Origin of the sequence: Maritalea myrionectae, assembly GCF_003433515.1 — a bacterium.
GTDB classification, from domain to species: Bacteria; Pseudomonadota; Alphaproteobacteria; order Rhizobiales; family Devosiaceae; genus Maritalea; species Maritalea myrionectae.
In genome coordinates this window covers 189,473-213,863 of the sequence record NZ_CP021330.1, presented here as the reverse complement: position 1 = coordinate 213,863, position 24,391 = coordinate 189,473, and the positions used below count along the sequence as shown (strand labels likewise).

The 24,391-nt window shown below is 52.7% G+C and carries 25 protein-coding genes; 13 read left to right on the top strand and 12 right to left on the bottom strand.

The annotated features are described in order from the left end of the window. Positions 1-78: 78 nt before the first annotated feature. The 4 genes from rbfA (at position 79) to pnp (ending at position 4,187) form a co-directional block, all read left to right on the top strand. Positions 79-480 carry a 30S ribosome-binding factor RbfA gene (rbfA, locus tag MXMO3_RS00980; protein WP_027835743.1) on the top strand — a complete coding sequence of 134 codons (402 nt, stop codon included), beginning with the start codon at positions 79-81 and terminating at the stop codon, positions 478-480. 15 nt (positions 481-495) lie between these two features. After that, positions 496-1,422 carry a tRNA pseudouridine(55) synthase TruB gene (gene truB / locus MXMO3_RS00975; RefSeq protein ID WP_117394654.1) on the top strand — a complete coding sequence of 309 codons (927 nt, stop codon included), beginning with the start codon at positions 496-498 and terminating at the stop codon, positions 1,420-1,422. A 129-nt stretch (positions 1,423-1,551) separates the two neighbouring features. Next, entirely contained in the window at positions 1,552-1,821 is a 270-nt protein-coding gene (gene rpsO / locus MXMO3_RS00970; protein WP_027835741.1) for a 30S ribosomal protein S15, read from the top strand. A 236-nt stretch (positions 1,822-2,057) separates the two neighbouring features. Continuing rightward, on the top strand, positions 2,058-4,187 hold the full coding sequence (pnp, locus tag MXMO3_RS00965) for a polyribonucleotide nucleotidyltransferase (protein WP_117394653.1): 2,130 nt from the start codon (positions 2,058-2,060) through the stop codon (positions 4,185-4,187). A 162-nt stretch (positions 4,188-4,349) separates the two neighbouring features. Here pnp and MXMO3_RS00960 read toward each other — a convergent pair whose 3' ends face one another. Beyond that, on the bottom strand, positions 4,350-5,351 hold the full coding sequence (locus MXMO3_RS00960; protein WP_027835739.1) for a 2-hydroxyacid dehydrogenase: 1,002 nt from the start codon (positions 5,349-5,351) through the stop codon (positions 4,350-4,352). Positions 5,352-5,495: 144 nt separating this feature from the next. Here MXMO3_RS00960 and MXMO3_RS00955 point away from each other — a divergent pair, with 144 nt between their 5' ends. Beyond that, positions 5,496-6,065 carry an SH3 domain-containing protein gene (locus MXMO3_RS00955; protein WP_051213922.1) on the top strand — a complete coding sequence of 190 codons (570 nt, stop codon included), beginning with the start codon at positions 5,496-5,498 and terminating at the stop codon, positions 6,063-6,065. Here MXMO3_RS00955 and irrA read toward each other — a convergent pair. Both irrA and MXMO3_RS00945 read right to left on the bottom strand, forming a co-directional pair. After that, a complete protein-coding gene (gene irrA, locus MXMO3_RS00950) occupies positions 6,062-6,508 on the bottom strand; it encodes an iron response transcriptional regulator IrrA (protein WP_084634209.1) in 447 nt (148 codons plus the stop codon). The two genes, MXMO3_RS00955 and irrA, sit on opposite strands and share 4 nt — an antisense overlap. Before the next feature lie 118 nt (positions 6,509-6,626). Further along, positions 6,627-7,430, bottom strand: a complete 804-nt coding sequence (locus MXMO3_RS00945; protein ID WP_162889080.1) for a PhzF family phenazine biosynthesis protein — start codon at positions 7,428-7,430, stop codon at positions 6,627-6,629. Between the two features lie 269 nt (positions 7,431-7,699). On the opposite strand from MXMO3_RS00945, the gene fabA reads away from it, so the two are divergent. From fabA to MXMO3_RS00930, 3 genes are all read left to right on the top strand, one after another. Then, positions 7,700-8,212 carry a bifunctional 3-hydroxydecanoyl-ACP dehydratase/trans-2-decenoyl-ACP isomerase gene (gene fabA / locus MXMO3_RS00940; protein WP_027835736.1) on the top strand — a complete coding sequence of 171 codons (513 nt, stop codon included), beginning with the start codon at positions 7,700-7,702 and terminating at the stop codon, positions 8,210-8,212. A gap of 40 nt (positions 8,213-8,252) precedes the next feature. After that, positions 8,253-9,479 (top strand): beta-ketoacyl-ACP synthase I, encoded by a 1,227-nt coding sequence (gene fabB / locus MXMO3_RS00935; protein ID WP_027835735.1) that lies wholly within the window; start codon positions 8,253-8,255, stop codon positions 9,477-9,479. A gap of 179 nt (positions 9,480-9,658) precedes the next feature. After that, the gene (locus tag MXMO3_RS00930; RefSeq protein ID WP_027835734.1) at positions 9,659-10,387 is read left to right on the top strand and encodes a metallophosphoesterase family protein; all 729 of its coding nucleotides are present in this window, start codon (positions 9,659-9,661) and stop codon (positions 10,385-10,387) included. A 23-nt stretch (positions 10,388-10,410) separates the two neighbouring features. Here MXMO3_RS00930 and MXMO3_RS00925 read toward each other — a convergent pair whose 3' ends face one another. The 9 genes from MXMO3_RS00925 to ubiE all read right to left on the bottom strand — a co-directional run bounded on the left by MXMO3_RS00925 (position 10,411) and on the right by ubiE (position 18,064). Beyond that, on the bottom strand, positions 10,411-10,824 hold the full coding sequence (locus MXMO3_RS00925; RefSeq protein WP_117394652.1) for a VOC family protein: 414 nt from the start codon (positions 10,822-10,824) through the stop codon (positions 10,411-10,413). A gap of 115 nt (positions 10,825-10,939) precedes the next feature. Next, positions 10,940-11,500 (bottom strand): AAA family ATPase, encoded by a 561-nt coding sequence (locus tag MXMO3_RS00920; protein WP_117394651.1) that lies wholly within the window; start codon positions 11,498-11,500, stop codon positions 10,940-10,942. Between the two features lie 59 nt (positions 11,501-11,559). Beyond that, positions 11,560-12,513: a Gfo/Idh/MocA family protein gene (locus MXMO3_RS00915; RefSeq protein WP_117394650.1), complete on the bottom strand. Its 954-nt coding sequence runs from the start codon at positions 12,511-12,513 to the stop codon at positions 11,560-11,562. Between the two features lie 30 nt (positions 12,514-12,543). Continuing rightward, complete coding sequence (gene moeB / locus MXMO3_RS00910) at positions 12,544-13,284, bottom strand: molybdopterin-synthase adenylyltransferase MoeB (RefSeq protein ID WP_117394649.1); 741 nt, start codon at positions 13,282-13,284, stop codon at positions 12,544-12,546. 3 nt (positions 13,285-13,287) lie between these two features. Continuing rightward, positions 13,288-14,022, bottom strand: a complete 735-nt coding sequence (locus tag MXMO3_RS00905; protein ID WP_117394648.1) for a DUF2259 domain-containing protein — start codon at positions 14,020-14,022, stop codon at positions 13,288-13,290. Between the two features lie 28 nt (positions 14,023-14,050). Then, on the bottom strand, positions 14,051-14,506 hold the full coding sequence (gene dut / locus MXMO3_RS00900) for a dUTP diphosphatase (RefSeq protein ID WP_117394647.1): 456 nt from the start codon (positions 14,504-14,506) through the stop codon (positions 14,051-14,053). Further along, positions 14,506-15,714, bottom strand: a complete 1,209-nt coding sequence (coaBC, locus tag MXMO3_RS00895; protein WP_117394646.1) for a bifunctional phosphopantothenoylcysteine decarboxylase/phosphopantothenate--cysteine ligase CoaBC — start codon at positions 15,712-15,714, stop codon at positions 14,506-14,508. The genes dut and coaBC overlap by 1 nt, the downstream gene beginning before the upstream one ends. 38 nt (positions 15,715-15,752) lie before the next feature. Then, positions 15,753-17,285, bottom strand: coding sequence for a 2-polyprenylphenol 6-hydroxylase (ubiB, locus tag MXMO3_RS00890; RefSeq protein ID WP_117394645.1), 1,533 nt, complete (start codon positions 17,283-17,285; stop codon positions 15,753-15,755). Positions 17,286-17,296: 11 nt separating this feature from the next. Beyond that, positions 17,297-18,064, bottom strand: coding sequence for a bifunctional demethylmenaquinone methyltransferase/2-methoxy-6-polyprenyl-1,4-benzoquinol methylase UbiE (gene ubiE / locus MXMO3_RS00885; RefSeq protein WP_027835726.1), 768 nt, complete (start codon positions 18,062-18,064; stop codon positions 17,297-17,299). A gap of 134 nt (positions 18,065-18,198) precedes the next feature. Between ubiE and mutM the strand changes: the two genes are divergently transcribed. The 5 genes from mutM to recF all read left to right on the top strand — a co-directional run bounded on the left by mutM (position 18,199) and on the right by recF (position 24,340). Further along, complete coding sequence (gene mutM, locus MXMO3_RS00880; RefSeq protein ID WP_117396663.1) at positions 18,199-19,080, top strand: bifunctional DNA-formamidopyrimidine glycosylase/DNA-(apurinic or apyrimidinic site) lyase; 882 nt, start codon at positions 18,199-18,201, stop codon at positions 19,078-19,080. Between the two features lie 165 nt (positions 19,081-19,245). Then, entirely contained in the window at positions 19,246-19,512 is a 267-nt protein-coding gene (gene rpsT / locus MXMO3_RS00875; RefSeq protein WP_027835724.1) for a 30S ribosomal protein S20, read from the top strand. A gap of 901 nt (positions 19,513-20,413) precedes the next feature. Further along, on the top strand, positions 20,414-21,850 hold the full coding sequence (dnaA, locus tag MXMO3_RS00870; protein ID WP_117396662.1) for a chromosomal replication initiator protein DnaA: 1,437 nt from the start codon (positions 20,414-20,416) through the stop codon (positions 21,848-21,850). Positions 21,851-22,044: 194 nt separating this feature from the next. Then, positions 22,045-23,169: a DNA polymerase III subunit beta gene (gene dnaN, locus MXMO3_RS00865; RefSeq protein WP_117394644.1), complete on the top strand. Its 1,125-nt coding sequence runs from the start codon at positions 22,045-22,047 to the stop codon at positions 23,167-23,169. A gap of 37 nt (positions 23,170-23,206) precedes the next feature. Then, entirely contained in the window at positions 23,207-24,340 is a 1,134-nt protein-coding gene (recF, locus tag MXMO3_RS00860; RefSeq protein WP_117394643.1) for a DNA replication/repair protein RecF, read from the top strand. The last annotated feature ends 51 nt before the right edge of the window (positions 24,341-24,391 follow it).

Below are 24,391 nucleotides of genomic sequence, written 5' to 3'. Positions count from 1 at the left end.
ATATTTGAAATTGAGCATGGCGCCAACTGGCGCCATCTCTGTTTGGATTGCGCAGACACTTTTTAAAAGGCAAAGATTATGAGCGGTGAAAAACTCCCCTCCCAGCGGCAATTGCGTGTGGGTGAATTGGTGCGACATGCTCTGTCGAGCTTTTTGTCCCGCGATGAAATTATGGATGATGACCTCATTGGCGCTTTCATTACGGTGCCTGAAGTGCGCATGTCGCCGGATTTGAAACTGGCCAAAGTCTATATCATGCCTTTGGGCGGCAAAAATGCCGAGACAGTCGTTGCGGCCTTGAACCGCAATAAGAAATTTATTCGCGGCCAAGTATCGCCAAGCATCGATTTGAAATACGCCCCTGAATTCCGCTTCTTTGTGGATGACACGTTTGATGAAGCCGGGCGCATTGATGAATTGTTGCGGTCGGATCGCGTTGCCCGCGATCTTGATCATGACGACGACGATCAAGACCAGTAGAGCCACTTAAAAACAATGTCGCAAAAAAAACGCGTGAAGCGCGCCATTTCCGGCTGGCTGATTCTCGATAAACCCTATGATTTCACCTCCACACAGGCGGTGGGTAAAATCAAATGGCTATTCGAGGCCAAGAAGGCCGGCCATGCGGGCACCCTTGATCCCTTAGCTACCGGCATCCTCCCCATTGCATTGGGCGAGGCCACCAAAACCGTGCCTTTCGTGCAAGATGGCACCAAAGTCTACGAGTTCGATATTGCCTGGGGCAGCGCCACCACCACCGACGATGTGGAAGGCGAGGTGATCGCCGCATCTGACCACCGCCCGAGCGCTGAAGAACTCGATAATGTGCTGCATTGTTTCACGGGAATCATCACCCAAGTGCCGCCCGCCTTCTCTGCCATCAAAATCAAAGGTGAGCGCGCTTATGATCTGGCCCGCGCTGGCGAAAAAGTTGAAATGCCACCGCGAGAAATTGAGGTGGAATCGCTAGAGGTGTTGAGCCATGGCGAAAAACAATCAACCCTGCGGGTGACGTGCCAAAAAGGCACCTATGTGCGGGCGCTTGCACGCGATATTGCGGAAAAGCTGGACACTGTTGGGCATGTGTCGCGCTTGCACCGCGCTGCGGTCGGCAATTTCACCGATCAAGACGCAGTGACCATCGAAGAGCTTGAAGCACTTGAAACGACGCTGGAGCGCGATCAAATGCTGCGCCCCATTGCGGACGCCTTGGGGCACATTGATGAGGTGAGCTTGGATCAAAAGCAGGCGCAAGCGGTGCGCATGGGCAACCCGGCTTTGTTGCTGGGCCGCAACGCCCCCATCGCCCTCGACGTCGCCTATGCCACCCATCGCGGCGATGTACTGGCCATTGGCCGGGTGGAAAAAGGGCAGTTCAAGCCGAGCCGTGTGATTTTGCCCGATTCGCCCATCCGCAATTGAAGTCTTTTCTTTTATAGGATTTTCCTATATATACCCGCGCAACCGCCTTTGCGGGATAATGACCCTGTGCTGGACGACATCTCGGCGCATGGGTGACCTTTTAGCTTTCATTTTAGAAAGGATTGGCCGATGTCGATTACGCCTGAGCGCAAAGAAGAATTGATCAAAGAATATGCCACCAAAGATGGGGACACTGGTTCTCCTGAGGTGCAAGTTGCAGTTCTTACTGAGCGGATCAAAAATTTGACCGAACACTTCAAAGACCACAAGAAAGACAATCACTCTCGTCGTGGCCTTTTGAAAATGGTTAGCCTACGTCGTCGTTTGCTTGACTATGTTAAGAACAAAGACGTGTCACGCTACCAATCGCTGATTGAGCGTTTGGGCTTGCGTCGCTAAGGCAATAGACTTGATATGGAGGGCTTTGGCCCTCCATATTGTTTGAACGAAAGGGGCAATGCCGGAGCAGGATCGTCGGACGCTTTTTCTACGTGACCATAGGTGCATCGCACAGGTCAGATAAAAGCGCCTTGCCATCTTGCTTGCTGGTTTGTTCCTTTAAAATATCAAAATGGTCGGGTGCTGCGTTGACTTGGAGTGAACGGGCGCCAACGGCCTATTTAAAGGACGAAAATATGTTTGATCATCATAAAGTTGAATTGAACTGGGGCGGCCAACCGCTGACCCTTGAAACTGGCAAAATGGCCCGTCAGGCAGACGGTGCTGTTTTGGCTACATTGGGCGAAACTGTTGTTTTGGCCACGGTTGTTTCAGCCAAAGAACCAAAAGCCGGCGTGGATTTCTTCCCACTGACCGTGAACTATCAAGAAAAATTCTATGCTGCCGGTAAAATTCCAGGCGGCTATTTTAAACGTGAAGGTCGTCCAACTGAATCAGAGACATTGATTTGTCGCCTGATTGACCGTCCGATCCGTCCTTTGTTCCCGAATGGGTACAAAAACGAGACCCAAGTGGTCATCACTGTGCTGCAATATGATTTGGAAAACCAGCCCGACGTTTTGGCCATGGTAGCCGCTTCTGCAGCGCTGACCATTTCCGGCATTCCATTCATGGGCCCAATTGGCGCAGCGCGCGTTGGCTACATTGACGGCGAATATGTGCTGAACTTTGCCCCTGAGCAAAATGCGGACAGCAAGCTCGACCTTGTAATGGCCGGCACACAAGATGCTGTGTTGATGGTAGAATCAGAAGCCAAAGAGCTTGACGAAGACATCATGCTTGGCGCGGTTATGTATGGCCACGAGCAAAGCAAAAAAGTGATCGACGCGATCATCAAGCTTGCTGAATTGGCAGCCAAAGAGCCACGCGAATATGTGCCTGAGGATCATTCAGAGCTTGAAGCTGAAATGCTTAAAGTTGTTGAAGATGATTTGCGTGCAGCCTACCAAATCACCGACAAGCAAGAGCGCTATGAAGCGGTTGACGCGGCGAAAGCCAAAGTAAAAGAACACTTCACGCCTGAAAACGAAGAAGAAGAAGCCAAATATACGCCAGAGCAAATCGGCGCGGTTTTCAAATCGTTGCAAGCCAAGATCGTTCGTTGGAACATTTTGGACACAGGTCGTCGTATTGATGGTCGTGATCTGGAAACAGTGCGTCCGATCGTTGCTGAAGTTGGCGTTCTGCCGCGGACCCACGGTTCAGCCGTGTTTACACGTGGTGAAACGCAAGCCTTGGTTGTGGCCACATTGGGCACTGGCGATGACGAGCAGTTCATCGACAGCTTGGACGGCACCCGCAAAGAAAACTTCATGCTGCATTACAACTTCCCTCCTTACTCAGTGGGTGAAGCTGGCCGCATGGGCGGTACAAGCCGTCGCGAAACCGGCCACGGTAAATTGGCTTGGCGCGCGGTAAACCCGATCCGTCCGAAAACGGAAGAATTCCCTTACACATTGCGTGTTGTGTCTGAAATCACTGAATCAAACGGTTCATCTTCAATGGCGACCGTTTGTGGCACATCATTGGCGTTGATGGATGCAGGCGTGCCGTTGGCTCGTCCCGTATCTGGCATTGCCATGGGCTTGATCCTTGAAGGCGAGCGCTTCGCTGTATTGTCTGATATCTTGGGTGACGAAGATCACCTCGGCGATATGGACTTTAAAGTGGCGGGCACGTCTGAAGGCATCACTTCGCTGCAGATGGACATTAAGATTGCTGGCATCACCGAAGAGATCATGAAAACGGCTTTGGCACAGGCCAATGGCGGTCGCTCTCACATTTTGGGTGAAATGTCGAAAGCCCTTGAAGGCGCACGTGAAGAGCTGGGCGAATTTGCACCACGCATCGAGACGTTGCAGATCCCAACCGACAAAATCCGTGAAGTGATCGGTGCTGGCGGTAAAGTGATCCGTGAGATCGTTGAGAAAACAGGCGCGAAAGTCGATATCGATGACACAGGCACCATCAAAGTGTCTTCATCTGACGGCAAAGCCATCGAAGCGGCAGTGAAATGGATTAAATCCATCACCGATGAGCCAGAAGTTGGCGAAATCTACAAAGGCACTGTGGTGAAAACCGTGGACTTTGGCGCGTTCGTAAACTTCTTCGGCCCACGCGATGGTCTGGTGCATATTTCGCAATTGGCGGATAAGCGCGTTGAGAAAACCACAGACATCATCAAAGAAGGCGACAGCGTTTATGTGAAGCTGATGGGCTTCGATGATCGCGGCAAAGTGCGCTTGAGCATGAAAGTGGTGAACCAGGAAACTGGCGAAGAAATCGAAAAAGAAGACGACGAGTAAGTCGTCAACTTAATCTGAACAAAAAAAGCCCGACCTGCTTCGTCAGCGTCGGGCTTTTTTGTGTCCTATCGGGCTTGGGATCAACGTCTTCCAAGGCAGCATTGCTACATGCGCGGCAATCATCATTGCCGTACGCTTATCTTCGTGCCATCGCCAAACTCGTTAGCCTTTATGGTCGGGCAATACGCGATGTGGTGGTTGGTGTCCGTCCAGGAATGTCCGGATATTGACCAAAACAGTTTCGCCCATCTCGATCCGGCTTTCGAGTGTCGCCGAGCCCATATGGGCGGTGAGCACAACTTTGTGGGCGCGAGCGAGATTCAACAGTGCGGGATTGATGGGTTTGTGATGTTCAAACACATCTAACGCAGCGCCGCCAATCTTGCCGCTTTCAATGGCGTCAATCAGCGCGTCTTCATCAATCAAGTTCGGCCGGGCCAAATTCACCAAAATGGCATCCGGCTTCATCAATTGTATATTGTCGCGATTGATCAAATGGCTGGTGGCGCGGGTGGCTGGCGTGTGCAGAGTCACAATATCCACATCCGCCAACATATCTTCTAGATTATCCCAATAGGTGGCGCCCAGCTCAGCTTCAAGGCTCTGCGGGCGCTTGGAGCGGCTGTAATAATGAATATCCAGCCCAAAAGCCTTGGCGCGCCGCGCAACGGCGGTGCCAATGCGGCCCATGCCTACAATGCCTAGCTTCTTGCCGGATAGGCGCCGACCCAGCATCCAATTGGGTGACCAGCCGGGCCACGACCCATCTTTAAGCAACACCTGACTGCCTTCAATCAGCCTGCGGGGCACCGACAGAATCAGCGCCATGGTCATATCGGCCGTGTCGTCAGTCAAAACACTTGGGGTATTGGTGACCGTGATGTTGCGCGCCGCCGCGGCATTTACATCCACATTATCGACCCCATTGCCGAATTGGGCGATCAGGCGCACATCGTTGCCCAATTGCGCAATCACATCGGCATTTAAATCATCAGTGATGGTGGAGACCAGCACCTCACAATTTTGCGACGCCTCAATCAATTGCTGGGTGGTAAAGGCTGTGTCCTCTGTGTTAAATGCCACCTTGAACAACGCGGACATGCGCGCCTCAACTTGGGTGGGCAATTGCCGCGTAACCAGAACACGGGCGTTCGTGTGAGGCATATATTCCCTTTCAACCCGTACTAGATCACCCAGTGCGAAACAATTGCGCAATTGAGTGTCGTTTTAGCTTAACATTAAGGTGTCTTTGCCTATTTGCGGGTAAAATATCGAGCCTTGGCCCCAATAACAAGAGATGAAATTGCAATGCGTTTTATTGCTGCCCAATCCCACCGCCAGATCAAATCCTTCTGCCTCGCGCTTTGCGCTGTTTGGCTGTGTGTTGCGCCGCTCTATGCTCAAACCTCTGGGCCTTCCGGCCTGCCTTTGCCGCGCTTTGTGTCGCTCGGGTCGTCCAAGATCAATGTGCGCCATGGCCCGGGCCAAAAATATCAGATCGCATGGATTTTTACCCAATCAGGTTTGCCCGTTGAAGTGATCCAAGAGTTTGACACCTGGCGCAAGGTGCGCGATTCGGAAGGGGATGAGGGTTGGATTCACCAATCGCTTTTGTCCGGTCGGCGCACAGGGTTGATTGCGCCGTGGTTAAATGCGCAGTCGCAAGCCATACCCCTATATGCCCGAGCTGATCGCGGCGCACCTTTGCGGGCACAATTGGCGCCGCAAGTGCTGGTGACCGTCGAAGAATGTGATCAAAGCTGGTGTGAGGTGGCCGGTCGCTTTCAGCCAGGCGAAGACGACCGTCAGCAAAACTTTAAAGGCTGGGTTGAAAAGCAATTTGTTTGGGGCGTTTATAGCGACGAAACGTTCGACTAGTTCTCGCGCCGCACCCGCACAACCACATCGACGTGAGAAATTTTCATGCCCTTGGGCGCATCAGGCAGCCCCTGAATGACAATTTCATGCGATGGAATATCAATCACCCGATCTTCATCTTCAATATAAAAATGGTGGTGATCTGATGTGTCGGTGTCAAAATAAGTGCGTGCGGCATCAACGGTCACTTCCCGCAACAAACCCGCATCTTTAAACTGGCGCAACGTGTTGTAGACCGTGGCCAAAGATACGGCAACGCCGCCTTGATCGGCTTCGGCATGCAAGGCTTCCGCGCTCACATGGCGATGACCATTGCCATAAATCAAATCCGCAAGCGCCAAACGCTGACGTGTGGGCCGCAAACCTGCCATACGCAAAACGGCCGTCAAACAAGGCCCACGCGAGCTCGGCTGACGAAAACTAGATTTTTGCAACTGGTTCATTCACACCCATCCCTATCTTAGTCAAACGCACTATAGGTGCGTCTCACACGGGCTTCAACAATTTCCCATGTACAAGATTAACGCCCCGAATGCAACAAATCCGGTACTTTGGGCCAGATTAAGCCTCTAGAAACAAATTACCGCGCAAGTAAGTTGTTGCATTCCCAACTATATGCACACGATCTCCCACTAGACGACACGACAAATTGCCGCCCCGTGCGGAGGCCTGATGTGCCGCCAGCGTGTTTTTACCCAGCTTCTGCGCCCAATAGGGAACAAGCGTGGTGTGGATCGAGCCTGTCACCGGGTCCTCATCAATGCCGCTGCCGGGGACGAAGTAGCGCGACACAAAGTCAACATCGTCGCCTTGGGTGGTGATGATCACCCCGTCTGTGCCCAGTTTGGCCAAGGCGCCAAGATCGGGTTCGAAAGTGCGCACGGCGTCTTCATTCTCAAGAACGACAAAATAGTTCTCATAGGTTTTAAACACCGCCAACGGCGTTGCGGCAAAACTGGCCGCTATTTCCTTCGGCAAGGCGTCTATCGGCGTGTGGGCAATAACGGGAAAATCCAGCAAATAGCTGGGCGAGCGATCATGCGGTTCATGCAAATCGACTTGAAGTGCACCGACTTTGCCAAAAAACTGGATTGGCCGCTCCGCTTGATATTCCGTGTGAAGGATGTGGGCGCTGGCCAAAGTGGCGTGACCGCAAAAACTCACTTCGTGCGATGGGGTAAACCAGCGAATGTCCCAACCCGATTTGTCCGCCCGTTGCACCACAAAGGCGGTTTCCGACAGATTGTTTTCCATGGCGATATGCTGCATCAGCGCGTCATCCAACCATTGGTCGAGCACCATCACGGCGGCCGGATTGCCTTTGAACAATTCGGACGTAAAAGCATCCACCTGAAAAATCTGCATTTAAATACCCCATAGCTACATTCGCGCCAAAAACAGCACACGATGCCGCGACCAATCAAGGCTGACAAGCCACAAATTCGCAAAAAAGCCGGGCAATTGCCCCCTTTGGGCTTGGCGTTTTTCCTTACGCCCTATATGGGTTAAACAATTGCAATAGCTTTGCGCAAACGCCCAAAAATGCTATGGACGAGCAAATTTGTTTTGGGTTTTGAAATGGCGGCGGCATCAAGAGGCACCGCACAATGACATGAATAAGGGAAAAAGGGCTTATGACAGAGCGCGCCCATCAGTTTAGTTACGATGATTTGATTTTGCATGGACGCGGCGAGCTGCCAGGGCAAGGCGACGCCAAATTGCCTGCGCCGCCAATGTTGATGTTTGATCGCATCACCAACATCGATTCCGATGGCGGTGAATACTCAAAAGGCAGCGTAACAGCCGAATTGGATTTGAACCCTGATTTGTGGTTCTATCAATGCCACTTTATCGGCGATCCAGTTATGCCGGGCTGTTTGGGCCTTGATGCGTTGTGGCAAATGATTGGCTTTTTCTTGTCATGGTCCGGGTCTCCCGGCCGCGGACGTGCCCTAGGCGGTGCCATCAAGTTTGTTGGCCAAGCCACAAATGACAAAAAATTGCTGCAATATCATGTTGATATTAAAAAGCACATGCGGTCTCCGTTGCCCTTTGGCGTTGCCAATGGCTGGGTCAAGGCAGACGGTGAGATCATTTACAAAGCCGAAAACTTGCGCGTGGGCTTGATCGGCCTTGAAGACAAATAGTCGACGCCAATTTTGAGCCGCAAGATTTAAAGAGGACAAAATGAAAAGAGTTGTCATCACAGGCATGGGAATTGTTTCTTCCATCGGGAACAACCGAGCGGAAGTGCTGCAGAGCCTGCGCGACGCAAAACCTGGCATTACAACCGCTGAAAGCCATGTTAAATATGGTTTTCGCAGCCAAGTGCATGGCGAGCCGACCCTTGATCCATTTTCCGTTCTAGATCGTCGGACCACCCGCTTTATGGCGCGTGGTGCGGCGTGGAACTATGTTGCTATGCAAGAGGCGATCGAGCAGGCTGGGCTGGAAGAGGAAAACATCTCCAACCCGCGCACCGGCATCGTGATGGGCTCTGGTGGTCCATCAACGGAAACTTTGATCAAGGCTGCGGACATCACCCGCGAAAAACTCAGCCCAAAGCGTATCGGCCCATTGGCTGTGCCAAAGGCGATGAGTTCAACGGCATCTGCGACGTTGGCGACTGCGTTTAAAATTAAGGGTGTGAACTACACCATCACGTCCGCTTGCGCGACCTCAAAGCATTGTATCGGCAATGCCTATGAGCAAATCCAAATGGGCAAGCAAGACATCGTGTTTGCTGGCGGCAGTGAAGACCTTGAATGGTCAATGTCCAACATGTTCGACGCGTTGGGCGCGATGACCTCAAAATATAACGACACACCAGAAACAGCCTCGCGTGCATATGATAAAAACCGCGATGGCTTCATCATCGCTGGTGGTGCAGGCGTAATGGTTTTGGAAGAGTATGAGCACGCCAAGGCGCGCGGTGCGAACATTCTGGCTGAAATCGTGGGCTATGGCGCCACATCTGACGGCTATGACATGGTGGCCCCATCAGGCGAAGGGGCCGAGCGCTGCATGCGCATGGCGCTGGAGACTGTGGATTGCCCCATCGATTACATCAACCCGCACGCCACATCGACACCGGTTGGTGACATCAAGGAAATTGAAGCGATTCGCAAAGTGTTCGGCAATGAAGACAAATGTCCGCCATTGTCCGCCACCAAATCATTGACCGGCCACTCTTTGGGTGCTGTGGGTGTGCAGGAATCGATTTATTCCGTGATGATGATGAATGAAGGCTTCCTGTGTGAAAGCGCCAACATCTTCGAACTCGATCCAGAATTTGAAGATATGCCGATTTTGCGTGAGCGCCGTGACAATCAGAACATCGGGTGCGTTATGTCCAACTCCTTCGGCTTTGGCGGCACCAACGCCACCTTGGTGTTTAAACATCCGGATGCCTAACCACGCCTATCCTAGGCACCAAATGGCGGCGGTGTCAGGGTAGTGAGCGCGCAGCGAACGACAGCGGCGCGTCAAGAAGAGGCGCCGATGCGGCGCAAATGATTTAAGGGGCCTTTTGGCCCCTTTTACTTGCCAGCCTTGGTGTTTTGCACCTGATCAGATTGCTTTGAGGAAGACAGATGAACGACCCCATCTACGCCATCGGCGACATACACGGGCAGCTTGAAATGTTACAACACGCGCTGGAAAAGATTGAGCGCGATGGTGGGCCAAACGCAAAAATCGTCTTTCTCGGCGACTATGTGGACCGTGGACCCAACAGCCAAGGCGTGATCGAATATCTGGCGAATGGAGTCGATGCTGGCAAAAACTGGACATGTCTTTTAGGCAATCATGACCGCATGTTTTCTATGTTTATGGAAGATTATCCGCGGACGGACTATCGGCTAAAGCCGGGCTATGATTGGTTCCACGAACGCATTGGCGGCGTTGAAACCATGGCCTCATATGGCATCGAGGCAGATCAGGATCGGCGCATTTTCCAAATTCATGAGGATGCCAAAGCATCGGTTCCACAAGACCATCTTGACTTCATAAACAAGTTGCCGTTGACCCATATTGAGAATGGAACGCTGTTTGTCCATGCGGGCATTCGGCCAGGGGTGGCGCTAGAACAGCAAGAAGAAGACGATCTCGTTTGGATCAGAGAAGGTTTTCTGGATGACCCTCAGCCCCATGATTGGCTTGTCGTGCATGGCCACACAACCGTCCCCGCTGCCACCCATTATGGCAATCGGGTCAATCTTGATTCGGGGGCCGGGTATGGCGATCCACTCACGGCCGCTGTTTTTGAAGGGCAGGAAAGTTGGGTGCTAACGGATAAAGGGCGTGCACCGCTCAAACCGTAAGACTGGCGCCGCCCTTTGCTGGATCAGCTGGCGAACACGCCATCCATATCTTTGAAGCCTTTAACCTCAATCGGATTGCCGCAAGGATCGGTGAAAAACATCGTCCATTGCTCACCCGGCTCGCCCTCAAACCGCACCTGCGGTGGGATGATGAAGTCCACATTGGCGCGGCGCAACCGCCCGGCCAGCTTTTCCCAATCGCCATGCTCCAAGATCACACCCAAATGTGGCATCGGCACTTTGTGGTCGCCCACAAGGCCTGTGCGTGCCGTCTTAAACGGCATGCCCACATGCAATGAAATCTGATGCCCGAAAAAGTCAAAATCAACCCAGCTTTCGGCGCTGCGGCCTTCATGACACCCTAAAATCTCACCATAGAAATAGCGGGCCACGTTGAGATCAGTCACGTGATAGGCAAGATGGAAAATCGATTTCATAAGGGACAACCTACCTCAAATAGAATATGCACGATTGTTGAGATTTTTAATCGAACCGTCAAGCAAAGCCTGTTGATTTGGTTGAGCTTTTCTTAGCAAACCAATGGCTCCGGTTTTAGGCGGAAATGAAATTCTGAATCTGCGCGGCAACCGCGGCGGCAGACATTTTTGAATTTTTAATTTTGAGATAATTCTCACGCTTGATTTCGCCATCATATGAGTTCAGACGAAATTGATCGTGGCAGCGCAAAAGATGCTTCTCTGATTTTTCAACATTGCGTTTCGAAGGTTTGTTCTTGAGGCGATTTTCACTTCGGTTCCGCACCAAACGCGTTTCTATATTCGTTTCAAGCTCGATCCAATAAACATCGGCGCCCTGGGCTTCAAATAAGCCTGTGACATGGTCAAGAAACTGAGTGTCCGCTGGGTCTTCGAAGTCACGCATAAGTGTGAAGATAAAGCCCGGTGCATCGCTCGCGGCAAAAGCGTTGAAAAACGCCAATCGAACGTCTTCAACCAGTTTTTGTCCTTCGGGCGTGCTGAAGGAGAAATATTGGCTGACCAGATCGACAGTTTGATGGTTATGAAAAAGCTTAAATTCAGAAAGCTTTTCAAGCTCTTGCCCAACCGTCATCTTTCCAACAGCTTGGGGCCCGATAAGAACAACAAATTTCACAATAAATAATCCAAAATTATGCTCAAAAATATTTAAATAGTCGTCAGCCCGTATGCCGCCTAACTTGCCAACATAGCCTCGATTTTCTCCTGCACACTTAAGGCCTCTTGCGGCGTCGCCAAAAGGTAGTCTTTGCCCTCAATCAACTGGGCGAAATGCTTAAGCTGTGCATGCAAACCGTCAATGCGGGCATTGTCTCCCGGGGCAACAATCTGGTTGAATTCACCGCCATCGCTCACCCAAAGCTCGCTAAATTGGCGGACAGAAAAACTCTGCTTCTCGCCTTTGACAAAAATCTCCTGACGGTCCGGCTGTGCGCCGCCAACAGCGGCAAAAACATTGAGTTTGATGCCGTCGCGATTGGTCAGTCGCGCTGCCAAATCGGTCTCGCAGAGTTCGGCGTCGGGATAATCCACATGCGCCCACTCCAACTCCACCGGACCCATCAACCGCTCGGCGAAAAACATAAAGTGAGAAATCACCTCCCGGGTCATGCCGCCCTCGGCACGAAACCGTAGCCAATCGGCTTTCACTTGCCAGGCCCGCGGCCATTGGGCATAGGAGACAAAAATATCGATTCCTGCCAAGGCACCCATGTCGCCGGAAGATTTGGCGGATTGAATGTGGGCGAGCGGCTCGCCAGTGGCCTGCACAAAATTAACCGCTGCAGCCACATTGGTCGCCTCAAGATGGCGGACCAGCTCGCGGCTGGCGGAAATATCTGTGCCCAAGGGTTTTTCCAAAAAGAGCGGCTTGCCCAGATCAGCTGCATATTTGGCATAAACGTGTCGGGGAGCCGGGGGGCAAGCCAAATAGACCAGATCCACGGCATCGATTGCCGCTTCGGCAGTGTCGGGAATGGTGGCATTGGGGGCAATGGCAAGTGCAGCGCTTTGGGCCGCGTCGCTTGGGTCCCACATATGGGTGACGTCAAATGCGGGATTGGTGCTGAGCGCCTGCAACATGCGTTGGCCCATAATGCCCAAGCCGATCACGGCGATTGATTTTGTCATCTTGTACCCCTTTTTTTGGGGCAAAGATAATCAAGCTTTGGTGCGGCGTCGATATTTCATTTTACGGGTGGTGACATCAAGGCTGTCATAAATCAGCACTTCCCCGACCAAGGGTTTGCCCACTTTGGCGATCAGTTTAATCGCCTCAAGTGCCTGCAAGCTGCCGATCACCCCGGTGATTGGGCCTAAAATACCCACTTCTTCGCAGGAGAACTGTGTCTCGTTTTGCGGCGGTTCGGGATATAGATCATCAAAGGACGGATTGTCGTTTTCATAGGGCATAAAAACCGTAAGATTACCGTCAAACAGATTGACCGCACCTGCCACCAAGGGTTTTTCCTGTCGCGCACAGAAATCTGCCACCAATTTGCGGGTGGTGAAATTATCTGAACCGTCCAACACAAGATCGTATGACGCGATAATGTCCGCGCCATTTTCAGCCGTAAGCCGCACCGGATGGGCTTTAACCGATATATGTGGGTTGAGCGCTGTGGCGAAACGCTGAGCCGAGTCGGTTTTAGCCAGCCCCTCATCAACCGTGCGATGCACAATCTGCCGTTGCAAATTGGACAGGGACACATGGTCATCATCTACGATGCCGATGGTGCCGACCCCTGCCGCAGCTAGATAAGCCAAAGCCGGGCTGCCCAAGCCGCCTGCGCCAATGATCAGCACTCTGGCGGCTTTGAGCCGTTGTTGCCCAATGCCGCCAATTTTTTTCAACACAATGTGGCGGGCATATCGGGCGGTTTCGTCGGCACTAAGGGGCATGGGCTAGAGTGGCACCACGATAAAGCGACGGTCCGGCCCTTCAAAGCCATGCGCCCAAACAGACACCAACAGCACCGCATGATCCAGATTGTAGGATTGGAAAGGCATAAACACCGCGGTAGGTCGATAAGTGATCGGACAGCCGCGCGATTTAGGAATATGCCCATCTTCGTAAACACGGTCAGTGTTGCCCTGAAGATCAGTCAAATTGACCGCAAACCCCATAGGTTCCTGACCCATATAATCCACGCACGGTTCGGTGGAGGGGGCCTTAAAAATTTCCAGAGCGATTTCATACATGTCATCGCGCGGCGCGGGCCCCATAAAGCCAGGCACATTAAACTCAATGCTGGTCTGGTCGATCTCGGGTTCGCCTTCGGCCTGAAAGGCGATCATATCTGCAGGTGTGACGATGCCATAGGCTTCCAAGTCCGCAAACGCTTCACTGGCCGCTTGGGCGCGGATCACATGTAGCGGCGTCATTTCTTCTTCGGAGCGCACACGATAGGGCGAACCCTCCACCCACTTATCTTCGGCCAGATTGATCAGATAGATATTGGAATAGGCAAAGCCCGATCCATCCTGCACGCCAAATTCTTCAAAGGCGAAATAGCGACCATCTTCTGAATAGCCGATGGCGTTCAGTAAGGCGCGATCACCTGCAAGGGCGGCGGAATTAAAGGAAAAGACAAGAGCGAGGACAAGCGCAAAGCGCGAGATTAGCGAAGTTAAGGTCATTTGAGCACCTCTTTGCAAAGCGTGCCGCTTATGACGACACCCCAGTTGAACCAAACCCGCCCGCACCTCGATCAGTGCTAGACAGAGATTCTGTCTTTATCATGACCACTTTTTCAACGGGTGCAATCACCATTTGTGCAATCCGGTCACCGCGATTGATCGTGAACGGCGCTTGCCCGTGATTAATCAGGATGACTCGAACCTCACCACGATAATCGGCATCAATGGTGCCCGGCGCGTTTAGCGTGGTCACCGCATGTTTTGCAGCAAGCCCCGACCGAGGTCGAATTTGCGCCTCGTAATTTTCGGGCAATCCCAACGAAAAGCCTGTTGGGACAATATCATGACTGCCCGGCTCAAGAACCATCGGCGTGTCAGCGGGCACTGCCGCGCGCAAATCCAATCCGGCTGCGCCGGTGGTGGCCTGCTGTGGTGCGTCAAGGCCTTCGCCATGGGGTAAAATTTTGAACTGAACGTCGACCATTACGCGTCTCCAAAATGCTTTGAGATGGCATCAGCCAGTTTTTCCGCCACCCCAGACTTGCTCATCTTTGGCCAATCTTCAGGCTGATCAGATGCAAAGAATGTGATCTTGTTTTGGTCGCCCCCAAAGGTGCCTGTTTCCGGGCTGACATCATTGGCCAGCAGCCAATCGCACCCCTTGCGTTGGCGCTTGGCGCGCGCATGTTCCACCAGATTTTCAGTTTCTGCGGCAAAGCCGACTACCAATGCCGGGCGTTTGGTCTGGTCCAGCTCGGCAACCGACTTCAAGATGTCAGGGTTCAGTACCATTTCAATCGAGGGTGTTGTGCCGTCATGCTTTTTCTTGATCTTTTCCGCGCCTGCTTGCTTGGGTCGCCAGTCGGCTACAGCGGCGCAAAAAATGGCACCATCGGCAGGCAAAGCCCTGTGCACAGCGTCATACATGTCTTGCGCACTACCGATGGCAATGGCATCGACCCCGGCGGGTGGCGGCACGTCAGACGCGCCATAGATAAAGCTTACTTTGGCACCGCGGTTCAACAGGCTTTGGGCAATGGCGGTGCCTTGCTTGCCGGAGGAGGCGTTTGAGATATATCGCACCGGATCAATCGGCTCGCGGGTGCCGCCGGAGGTGACGATAAAATGTTTGCCCTTGAGGCTTTGGCCTTTTTCGAAATAGGCGCAAATGGCGTCAAAGATTTCTGGCGGCTCTGCCAAACGGCCGGGGCCAAATTCGCCGCACGCCATACTACCTTCAACCGGGCCCAAAAACTGCATGCCATCCGCCAGCAATTGCTTGTAGTTGCGCTGCGTTGCCGCCGATTCCCACATACGCACATTCATGGCGGGCACGACGATCACATCTTTGTCGCGCGCCAGAATGGCGGTCGAGGCCAAATCATCAGCAAGGCCAAGGGCCATCTTGGCCATAAAATTACCCGTGGCCGGAGCCACCACAATCAAATCGGCGTCACGCACCAATTCAATATGATTGATTTCCGCCTCGCGGCTCAGATCAAACAACTCGGTCAGAGTAGCTTTGCCTGAAACGGTGCTGGCGGTCATCGGGGTCACAAAATTTTGTGCCGCGCGCGTCATTAAGGGCTGCACCTCGCCGCCTGCCTTGCGGATCAGGCGCATCACATCAATCGCCTTAAACGCGGCAATGCCGCCCGTAATGATCAATAAAATCTTGCGGCCTTCGAGCATATGATCTCCTTAAGCCCCGTTTGGGGCTGTCTTTTCGCCTAGAACAGCGAGTTCAGCGCCGCAGCGCCCAGCAAAAGCATAAGCGTCACGCTCAAAATCGCAAACCAGCGTTTCATAAAAAACGGCGTTTGATCGCGATGTTTCTCTGAAAGCTCCAACATTCGCTCATATCGCTCAAGCAGGTCAGGCAGTTTTTTTGCGGCCAGCAAAAACTCATTGCCCGTCGCAATCGCGTCTTTGATGATGCCTTCCGGCCCCACTTTGCGCTTCACCCATTCAGACACAATCGGCTCGGCGGTGGTCCACATGTTCAGTTCGGGATCAAGCGAACGCGCAACCCCTTCTACCAACACCATATTTTTTTGCAGCATCACCAATTCAGTGCGGGTTTCCATATCAAATAATTCAGTAACATCCATCAATTGGGTGAGCACTTTGGCCATGGAAATCTCGTTGGCCGCGCGCCCCACCAGCGGTTCGCCAATGGCGCGAAGGGCTTGCGCGAAATCGTCGACTGACTGGGTCTTCGGCACATAGCCAATGTCAAAATGCAACTGGGCGATGCGTCGATAATTGCGGGTAATAAAACCGTATAGAATTTCGGCAAGAAATTTTTGTTCTTCCGGGCCGATACGGCCCATAATGCCAAAATCCACCGCCCGAACCGTGCCATCGTTGGGTGCGACAAACAAATTGCCCGGGTGCATATCCGCATGGAAGAAGCCATCGCGAATAGCGTGGCGCAAAAAGCTTTGCAGCAAATCTTTGGCGATCTTTTTGCGGTCCAAGCCCGCCGCATCAATCTTGGCGTGATCGCGAATTGGGATGCCATCCATCCAGGAAGTGGTCATCACCTCCCGTGCGGTTTGCGGCCAAACCACGGTGGGAATTTCAAAGCCGGGATCTTGTTCTGTATTTTCACGCATTTCGGAAATGGCGGCGGCTTCCAGCCGCAAATCCATCTCCAAAAACGCAGACCGTTCCAACGTTTTGATCACGTCCAAAGGCCGCAAGCGCCGCGCTTTCGGCACCATGCGCTCCACAAGGCCAGCGGCGGCGCGCATGGAGGCCAAATCTTTATAAAAACGTTCCTCAATGTCCGGACGCAAAAGCTTTATGGCCACCTTTTGTCGGCCGGTTGGCCCCTCAATATAGGCTTGATGCACCTGCGCAATGGAGGCTGCAGCAATGGGCTCGGAAACGTCCAACAGCTTGTCGGCACCATTGCCTAGTGAGCGCTTCAAAATTTCGGGCACCAGCTTTTGGTCAAACGGCGGCATTTGATCTTGCAGCCCTTGCAGGTCAGTGGACACATGGGCCCCGACAATATCAGGCCGCGTCGCCAGCATTTGCCCTAGCTTGACATAGGTTGGGCCAAGCTTTTGCAGCGCTTTGGACAAGCGCTCCACCCGTCCGGTTTTGCGCACAGAGCGCCGCTCGATCAGGCGTGCCAGCTTAATCGCACGTGCTGCAGGCCCCTTGATGCCTTGGCCTTCCGTGATCGACAGCGCCCCTTCGCGGGCCAAAACATAACCTGCACGAAGCAAGCGAAAATAGGCTGAAAGTCCCATAAATGTCGTGCCTATCTGATTTTCCAAGCCGAATGGATGGTGGCAATGTTGCCGGTAAGCGGGGTATAATTGACGTTCTCAAATCCGGCATCGCGGATCATTTGCGCAAACGGTTCGGGCTTTGGAAACTGCCGAATGCTCTCCACCAGATATTGATAGGGATCGCCATCACCGGTCACCATTTTGCCCATCGGCGGGATCAAATGGTCAGAAAATAGCTCATAGACCTTATCGAGACCGGGGACATCGACGGTTGAGAACTCAAGCACCATCAAACGGCCGCCACGTTTGAGCACGCGATAAGCTTCCCGCAGGGCTTTATCGATCTGCGGCACGTTGCGAATGCCAAAAGCGATGGTGTAGGCATCAAACATCTTGTCGTCGAACGGTAGCTCTTCCGCGTTGGCTTCAACAAAGTCGACACCTTCTTGATAGCGCCAATTTTTTGCCCGTTCCGCCCCCACGCGCAACATATCGCTATTGATGTCTGAAACGGTCACATTTGCGTTGCCGTGGGAGGCTGCCAAAATGCGCTGGGCAATATCGCCCGTGCCGCCAGCCATATCCAGCACATGATAATGGTCATTGCCCAGTTTGGGTGGCGCGAGCTTGGCCACAAACGCATCCTTCCACACCCGGTGCAAGCCGCCGCTCATCATGTCGTTCATCAGATCATAGCGGTCAGCCACCTTATGAAACACATCATTCACCAGGCCCTGCTTTTCGCCCAAAGGCACTTCGCGTTCACCGAAATGTGTGGTTTGTTGTGCGTCAGTCATCTTTTCGATATTCCTTCAATTTCCGGCACCATATCCCAAGCCGTTTTGGATTTCCAATAAAAGACGCCATGATATGGCTGCAGTGGATTGACGCAGGCACACACCTGCGGCCACCGACGAAAGTGAAAGAGAAAATGCCCGAATTACCAGAGGTTGAAACCGTGAAAAGAGGGCTCGAGCCCTTTCTGGCTGGGGCCACGATTGAGAAGGTGATCCTTAATCGGCCTGACTTGCGATTTCCGTTTCCCGACAACATGGCGGATCGATTGATCGGCCAAACCATTATCCATGTGGGGCGGCGCGCCAAATATCTGGTGCTTGGGCTGTCGAGCCATGAGGTGCTGTTGGCCCATTTGGGCATGAGCGGCAGTTTCAAGGTCGGCAAATATGTTCCTGACGCGGCCGCGCGGGTGCACAAGCAGCAATTATCGACCAAGCATGATCATGTGGTGATGCAACTCACCCATCCCACACAGGGCGTGGTTGAGCTCGTGTACAATGACCCACGCCGCTTTGGCTATATGGATTTGATCGCCCAAGGGGCGCGCAACAAGCATCTGGACCATTTGGGGCCTGAGCCCTTGTCCAACCAGTTCAATGCCGATCATTTGGCCCAGCGCTTCGCCAATAAAAAAAGTCCGGTCAAAACCGGCCTGCTGGATCAACGCAATGTGGCGGGCTTAGGCAATATTTATGTGTGTGAAGCCCTTTATGAAATGGGAATAGACCCGTTTAAGCCCATGGCGCAGTTGGCATCCGACTATGGGCGCGACCCAGCGCAGCTGGAAGGGCTCACCCAGGCCATCAAACGCACCTTGCAAATCGCGATCGCGGCGGGCGGCTCTACCTTGAAAGATTTCAAGAACGCGCAAGGCGATTTAGGCTATTTTCAACATCAGTTTAAGGTTTATGGCCGCGAGGGCGAATTATGTGCTAATGAGGGGTGTGACACATCAATTGAACGTCGGGTGCAATCTGGGCGCTCAACCTTTATGTGTCCCACCTGTCAGACTTAGGCCGAGTGCGGGCGTTTGCCCGCTATTTCACCTAATTTGATATTGACGTGATCGCCTAGGCGCTCTATAACGCGCCAACGAAATTTTGGCGGCAGCTGTGCCGCCGCTTTTATTTCGGTTTGAATTATTGAGAATTTGAGCCGAAAACGCATTACGAGGAAAAGCATGGCAAATACTCCGTCAGCAAAAAAGGCTGTACGCAAGATCGAGCGTAAGACCGAAGTCAACAAAGCACGTCGTTCACGCATGCGCACATTCATCCGCAAGGTTGAAGAAGCGATTACATCAGGCGACGATGCTGCAGCGAAGCAAGCGCTTCAAGCTGCGCAGCCTGAAATTATGCGCGCTGCAAACAAAGGCGTTATTCATAAGAATTTGGCCTCGCGCAAAATTTCGCGTTTAGCAGCCCGTGTGAAAGCTGTTTCTGCTTAAGCAGATCACACTTTGACATTGCAGATTTGAAAGCCCTTCTTTGAGTGATCAAGGAAGGGCTTTTTGCGTGCCTAAGCGAGCGGAAAAATAGCCGCGCATTGAAATTGTTGCACTTGAGACTATCTGCCTTGATAACAAACGCCTGCAAATTATTGAATCTATTTATGAATCTGTCGTAAAACCGACATGCAGCCCAAAAAAATATTTATTTTCAGATGTTTACCGAAGTCTCCTCTGCGGCGAATTTAGGCAAAAAATATAAAAAACGACCGAAAAACCAGAAAAAGTAAATTTTTTATTAACGTACTTTTAGGGCTTGATTTATGAATTTGTAAGGAGAGTCAAAGCCTTAAAAAGAGGGGGGTAGACTCACCCCTGCTCACCCGCACTTTTGATTAAAGAGTCAATCCCCATTTTGCGAGATTCCACGGTTGAAACCGAAATTTTTCAAGGCTAATATGATCCTCGTTGGAACGAAGACTAAAGATATGTGAATAATAAAAACACACATATCAATATAACCGGGGGCATTGTGATGCGGCACAAGAAAAACGGGCGATCGGGGCCCGAGTTTCGGAATACTTTTAAGCATTTCGCATCATTTTTTTCTTAGCTCACCATGTCTTGTGAGTTTCAATAGAAAACTTTCTGGCGGCAATCGCTAAACTACAAAATAAAATGACAATTGAAGCGGCGAATACTTTCGGCGAGCGATATTGTTATGTTTACGGGGCAAAAACAGCCCGTCGTGCGGCCAACCTTGCGGGGTTGGAGACGGGTAAGATTTGGGCAAACAGAGGCACATATGAACCACACATCGCTTTTGGCGCGCGACATCAATCAAGAAACAGAACAACTAGATGTTGCGACCAATCAATCAGGACAAATGGGCGGAGAGCAAATGACAGATTTGGGGGCGGATCAGTCTAAGATTTGGGAACGCGCGAAGAAAAGACTTTGGGCAAGTGTGGGCGAAGATGTGTTTTCATCATGGTTCGCGTCGATGGAGATGGAGGAAATCCGCGACGGGGTTGCACATTTATCAGTGCCGACCCGCTTTCTGAGTTCGTGGATTACATCAAATTATCAAGATCGCATTTTGGAGGCCTTTACCGCCGAAACAGATCAAGTGGCTCAGTTGCATTTGACCGTACGGATAAATGGCAAGCCACGCGCCACAATCCAGCAGAATAACGGGTCTGAGGCACAAAAGCCGCAAGCCAAGTCCACCACCAATCAGGGTTTGCGCACAGGCGTGCAGCATAATGCGCGCATTAAGGCCGGCGATGCGCTTTCAGGATCAGCGCTTGATCCCAAGCTCACCTTTGATAGCTTTGTGACAGGGTCAGCCAACGAAATGGCTTTAGCCGCTGCCAAACAAGTTGCGCAGGCCGCCGCCCAAGGCACAGCCGCCTTTAACCCAGTTTATATTCACTCTTCCGTTGGCTTGGGCAAGTCCCACCTGTTGAACGCGATTGCATGGGCCGCCGGCGCTGGCGATAAGGACCGCAACATCGTCTATCTCACCGCCGACCATTTTATGTATCACTTCATCACCGCCGTGCAGCGTCAAAGCGCCATCGCATTTAAAGAATGGCTCCGCTCGATCGATGTGTTGTTGATCGATGATATGCAGTTCTTGCAAGGCAAGTCCGTTACCGAATTGGGTCAAGCGTTGAGCGCCTTGCTCACAGGGGCCAAACAAGTGGTGGTGGCTGGCGATGCACCCCCACGCGATTTGGATATGTTGGATGATCGGTTGCGGTCACGCCTTTCCGGTGGTCTCGTTGTGCCCATCCAATCATTGGATGAAGAATTGCGCCGTGCGATCGTTCAAAAGCGCGCGGAACAAGCGGCAGCGAAATTCCCAGGTCTGCACATTCCGGCGCCAGTTCTCGATTATGTGGCCCGCAACGTGTTGTCCCATGGTCGAGATTTGGATGGTGCGGTAAACCGCCTTGTGGCCGCCAACCAGTTGACCGAAGAGCCGATCACCATCGAACTGGCCGAAAAAGCATTGCACGACCTTTTGCGCACCCGTGATACACGCCGCGTGAAGATCGATGAAATCCAAACAACCGTGGCAAAACACTTCAAGGTGTCCAAGCCGGATCTCTTGTCATCGCGTCGTTCGCGTTCTGTGGTGCGCCCGCGCCAAATCGCCATGTATTTGTCGAAAATTTTGACCTCGCGGTCATTGCCAGAAATTGGTCGCCGCTTCGGCAATCGTGATCACACCACCGTGTTGCACGCTGTGCGCAAAGTGGAACAATTGATGGGCGGCGATACTGGATTTGCGCAAGAAGTTGAACTGCTTAAGCGTATGATCGAGGAATAGACGACCGCGCAGAAATTCTCGGGGGAGGATAAAACGGCGCATCTTGACAAAAGATGCGCCGTTTTCTGTTGTTATTGCAGCTTTTGGGCGAGTTAGGCCTTGCCTTTTGCGCCAGAAAAAGCCAGTTTCGCAACCCCGAATAGATCAATGATAAGCGCCATCGAAAAAAACGATGGCAGCATGGGAGACGTCAGATGAAGGTCACTTTGGAGCGCAACCATTTGCTCAAATCTTTGGGCCATGTTCACCGTGTTGTGGAGCGGCGAACCACATACCCCATCCTGTCCAACGTTTTGATCAATGCGCACGATGGGCGGCTCGAATTGCGGGCCACCGATCTGGACATTGAAATCACCGAAAGTGTGCCCGCCATGGTTGGCGTTGCCGGCACCACCACGGTGCCTGCGCACACGCTTTATGAAATCGTGCGTAAATTGGCAGATGGTGCCGAAGTTAATCTGGAAACAGACGGCGCAAATGAGCAGATGAAAATCACCTCAGGCCGCTCAAATTTCAATTTGACCTGCTTGTCCCCGGATGGATTCCCGGATTTGAAATCAGGCGATTTCGGTCATAAATTTAGCTTAAAAGCTGGCGCGCTCAAAAATCTGATTGATTGCACCCAGTTTGCCATCTCCACCGAAGAGACGCGCTATTATTTGAACGGCATCTTCTTCCACACCATGAGTGAAGATGATGGCGTGATCCTGCGCGGCGTGGCGACAGACGGTCACCGTTTGGCCCGCGCCGAAACCGCAGCGCCGCAAGGGTCTGAAGGCATGCCATCCATCATCGTGCCGCGCAAAACCGTGGCCGAAGTGCAAAAGCTTCTGGGTGATGATGATCAGGACGTGGCGATTGAACTGTCGGACAGCAAAATCCGTTTTGAATTGGGCGGCGTGGTGCTGTTGTCAAAATTGATTGAGGGCACTTACCCCAATTATGAGGGCGTGATTCCGAAGGACAATGACAAACGCTTGGCGGTTGACCGCAATGCTCTGAAGCAGGCCGTAGACCGTGTGTCCACCATCGCGTCCGACCGGGGCGGCAAGGCTGTGAAGCTGGGCTTGAGCGAAGGTCTGCTTGAACTGAGCGTGACCAACCCGGACCACGGCACAGCCCGTGAAGAATTGCCCATCGAGTTTGAGCATGAAGGCTTTGAAATCGGCTTTAATGCCCGCTATTTGCTGGACATTATCGAGCAGGTGCATTCGGAGCAGGCGATCTTTATGTTCTCGGACAGCGGGTCACCCACCATCGTGCAATCAGAAGATGACGCCGATCAAGCGCTTTATATTTTGATGCCGATGCGCGTTTAGTCGCGTTATCGCCGGGGCAGAAAGGGGCAGGCCTTAAATGGCACATCGTGAACTGCCCACCCATTACATTTCCAGATTGCGGCTCTCAAACTTCCGCAATTATGCAAGTGCGGCATTGGACCCGGACCCGCGCCATGTGGTGCTGACCGGGCCAAATGGGGCGGGCAAAACAAATCTTTTGGAAGCGATTTCTCTGCTCGGACCGGGGCGTGGCCTGCGCCGCGCCGCGTTTGAGCAATTGGCACTGCATGCCAGCGAGGCGGGCTGGGCCGTGGCGGCAAGCTTGGAAACACCCGTTGGCCCCGTAGATATGGGCACAGGGCTTGATCAAGGCGTGCAGACCGGACGCAAGGTGCGCATCAATGGCAGCGCCGCCAAATCGGTGGAAGAGCTAGGCGAATATGCCCGCATTCTTTGGCTGACCCCCTCCTTGGATGGGCTGTTTACCGGCGCCGCGGGCGACCGCCGTCGATTCTTTGATCGGCTGGTGATGACGCTCATTCCCAGCCATGGGGCTGAGGCCAATGCCTTTGAAAAGGCCATGCGCCAACGCAACAAGCTGCTGGAAACTGACTTCGATCCCAGTTGGATGAGCGCCATCGAAGCGCAAATGGCCACCCATGCCGCGGCCATGCATTTTGCCCGCGTCGATATGATTACCCATCTCAATCAATTGCTGGAGAAAACCCGCGGCGACGCGCCATTTCCCGGCGCCCATGTGGCGCTTGCGTCGCAAGAGGAGCTGACCGAAGAGTTTGTATCCTCAAGCGCTTTAGAGGCGTTCCTGACCGATCTCTGGCGCAATCGTCGCCCCATTGATCGAGTGGCGGGACGCACGACCCTTGGGCCGCACCGCACAGATATGCAGGTTACCCATCTGGATAAACAAATGCCTGCCGCCCTGTGCTCAACCGGGGAGCAAAAGGCGCTCCTGATCGGTCTTATTTTGGCGCAGGCCGCGCTGGTGCGCCAAATTACCCACATTTCGCCGCTATTGTTGCTGGATGAAATCGCAGCACATCTGGATTTGTCGCGCCGCGCGGCCTTGTTTGAAATCCTCAATGGCCTTGGCACTCAGTGTTGGATGACGGGTACCGACAAAATGCTGTTTGAAGCGCTGGGCGACGAAGCGCAATTTGTCAGCGTGAAAGACGCGCAATTGACGCTTTAGGGCCCTTAAATCCGGCCAAATAAGCGCAACCATGCTCCCTAGCGCAACAAT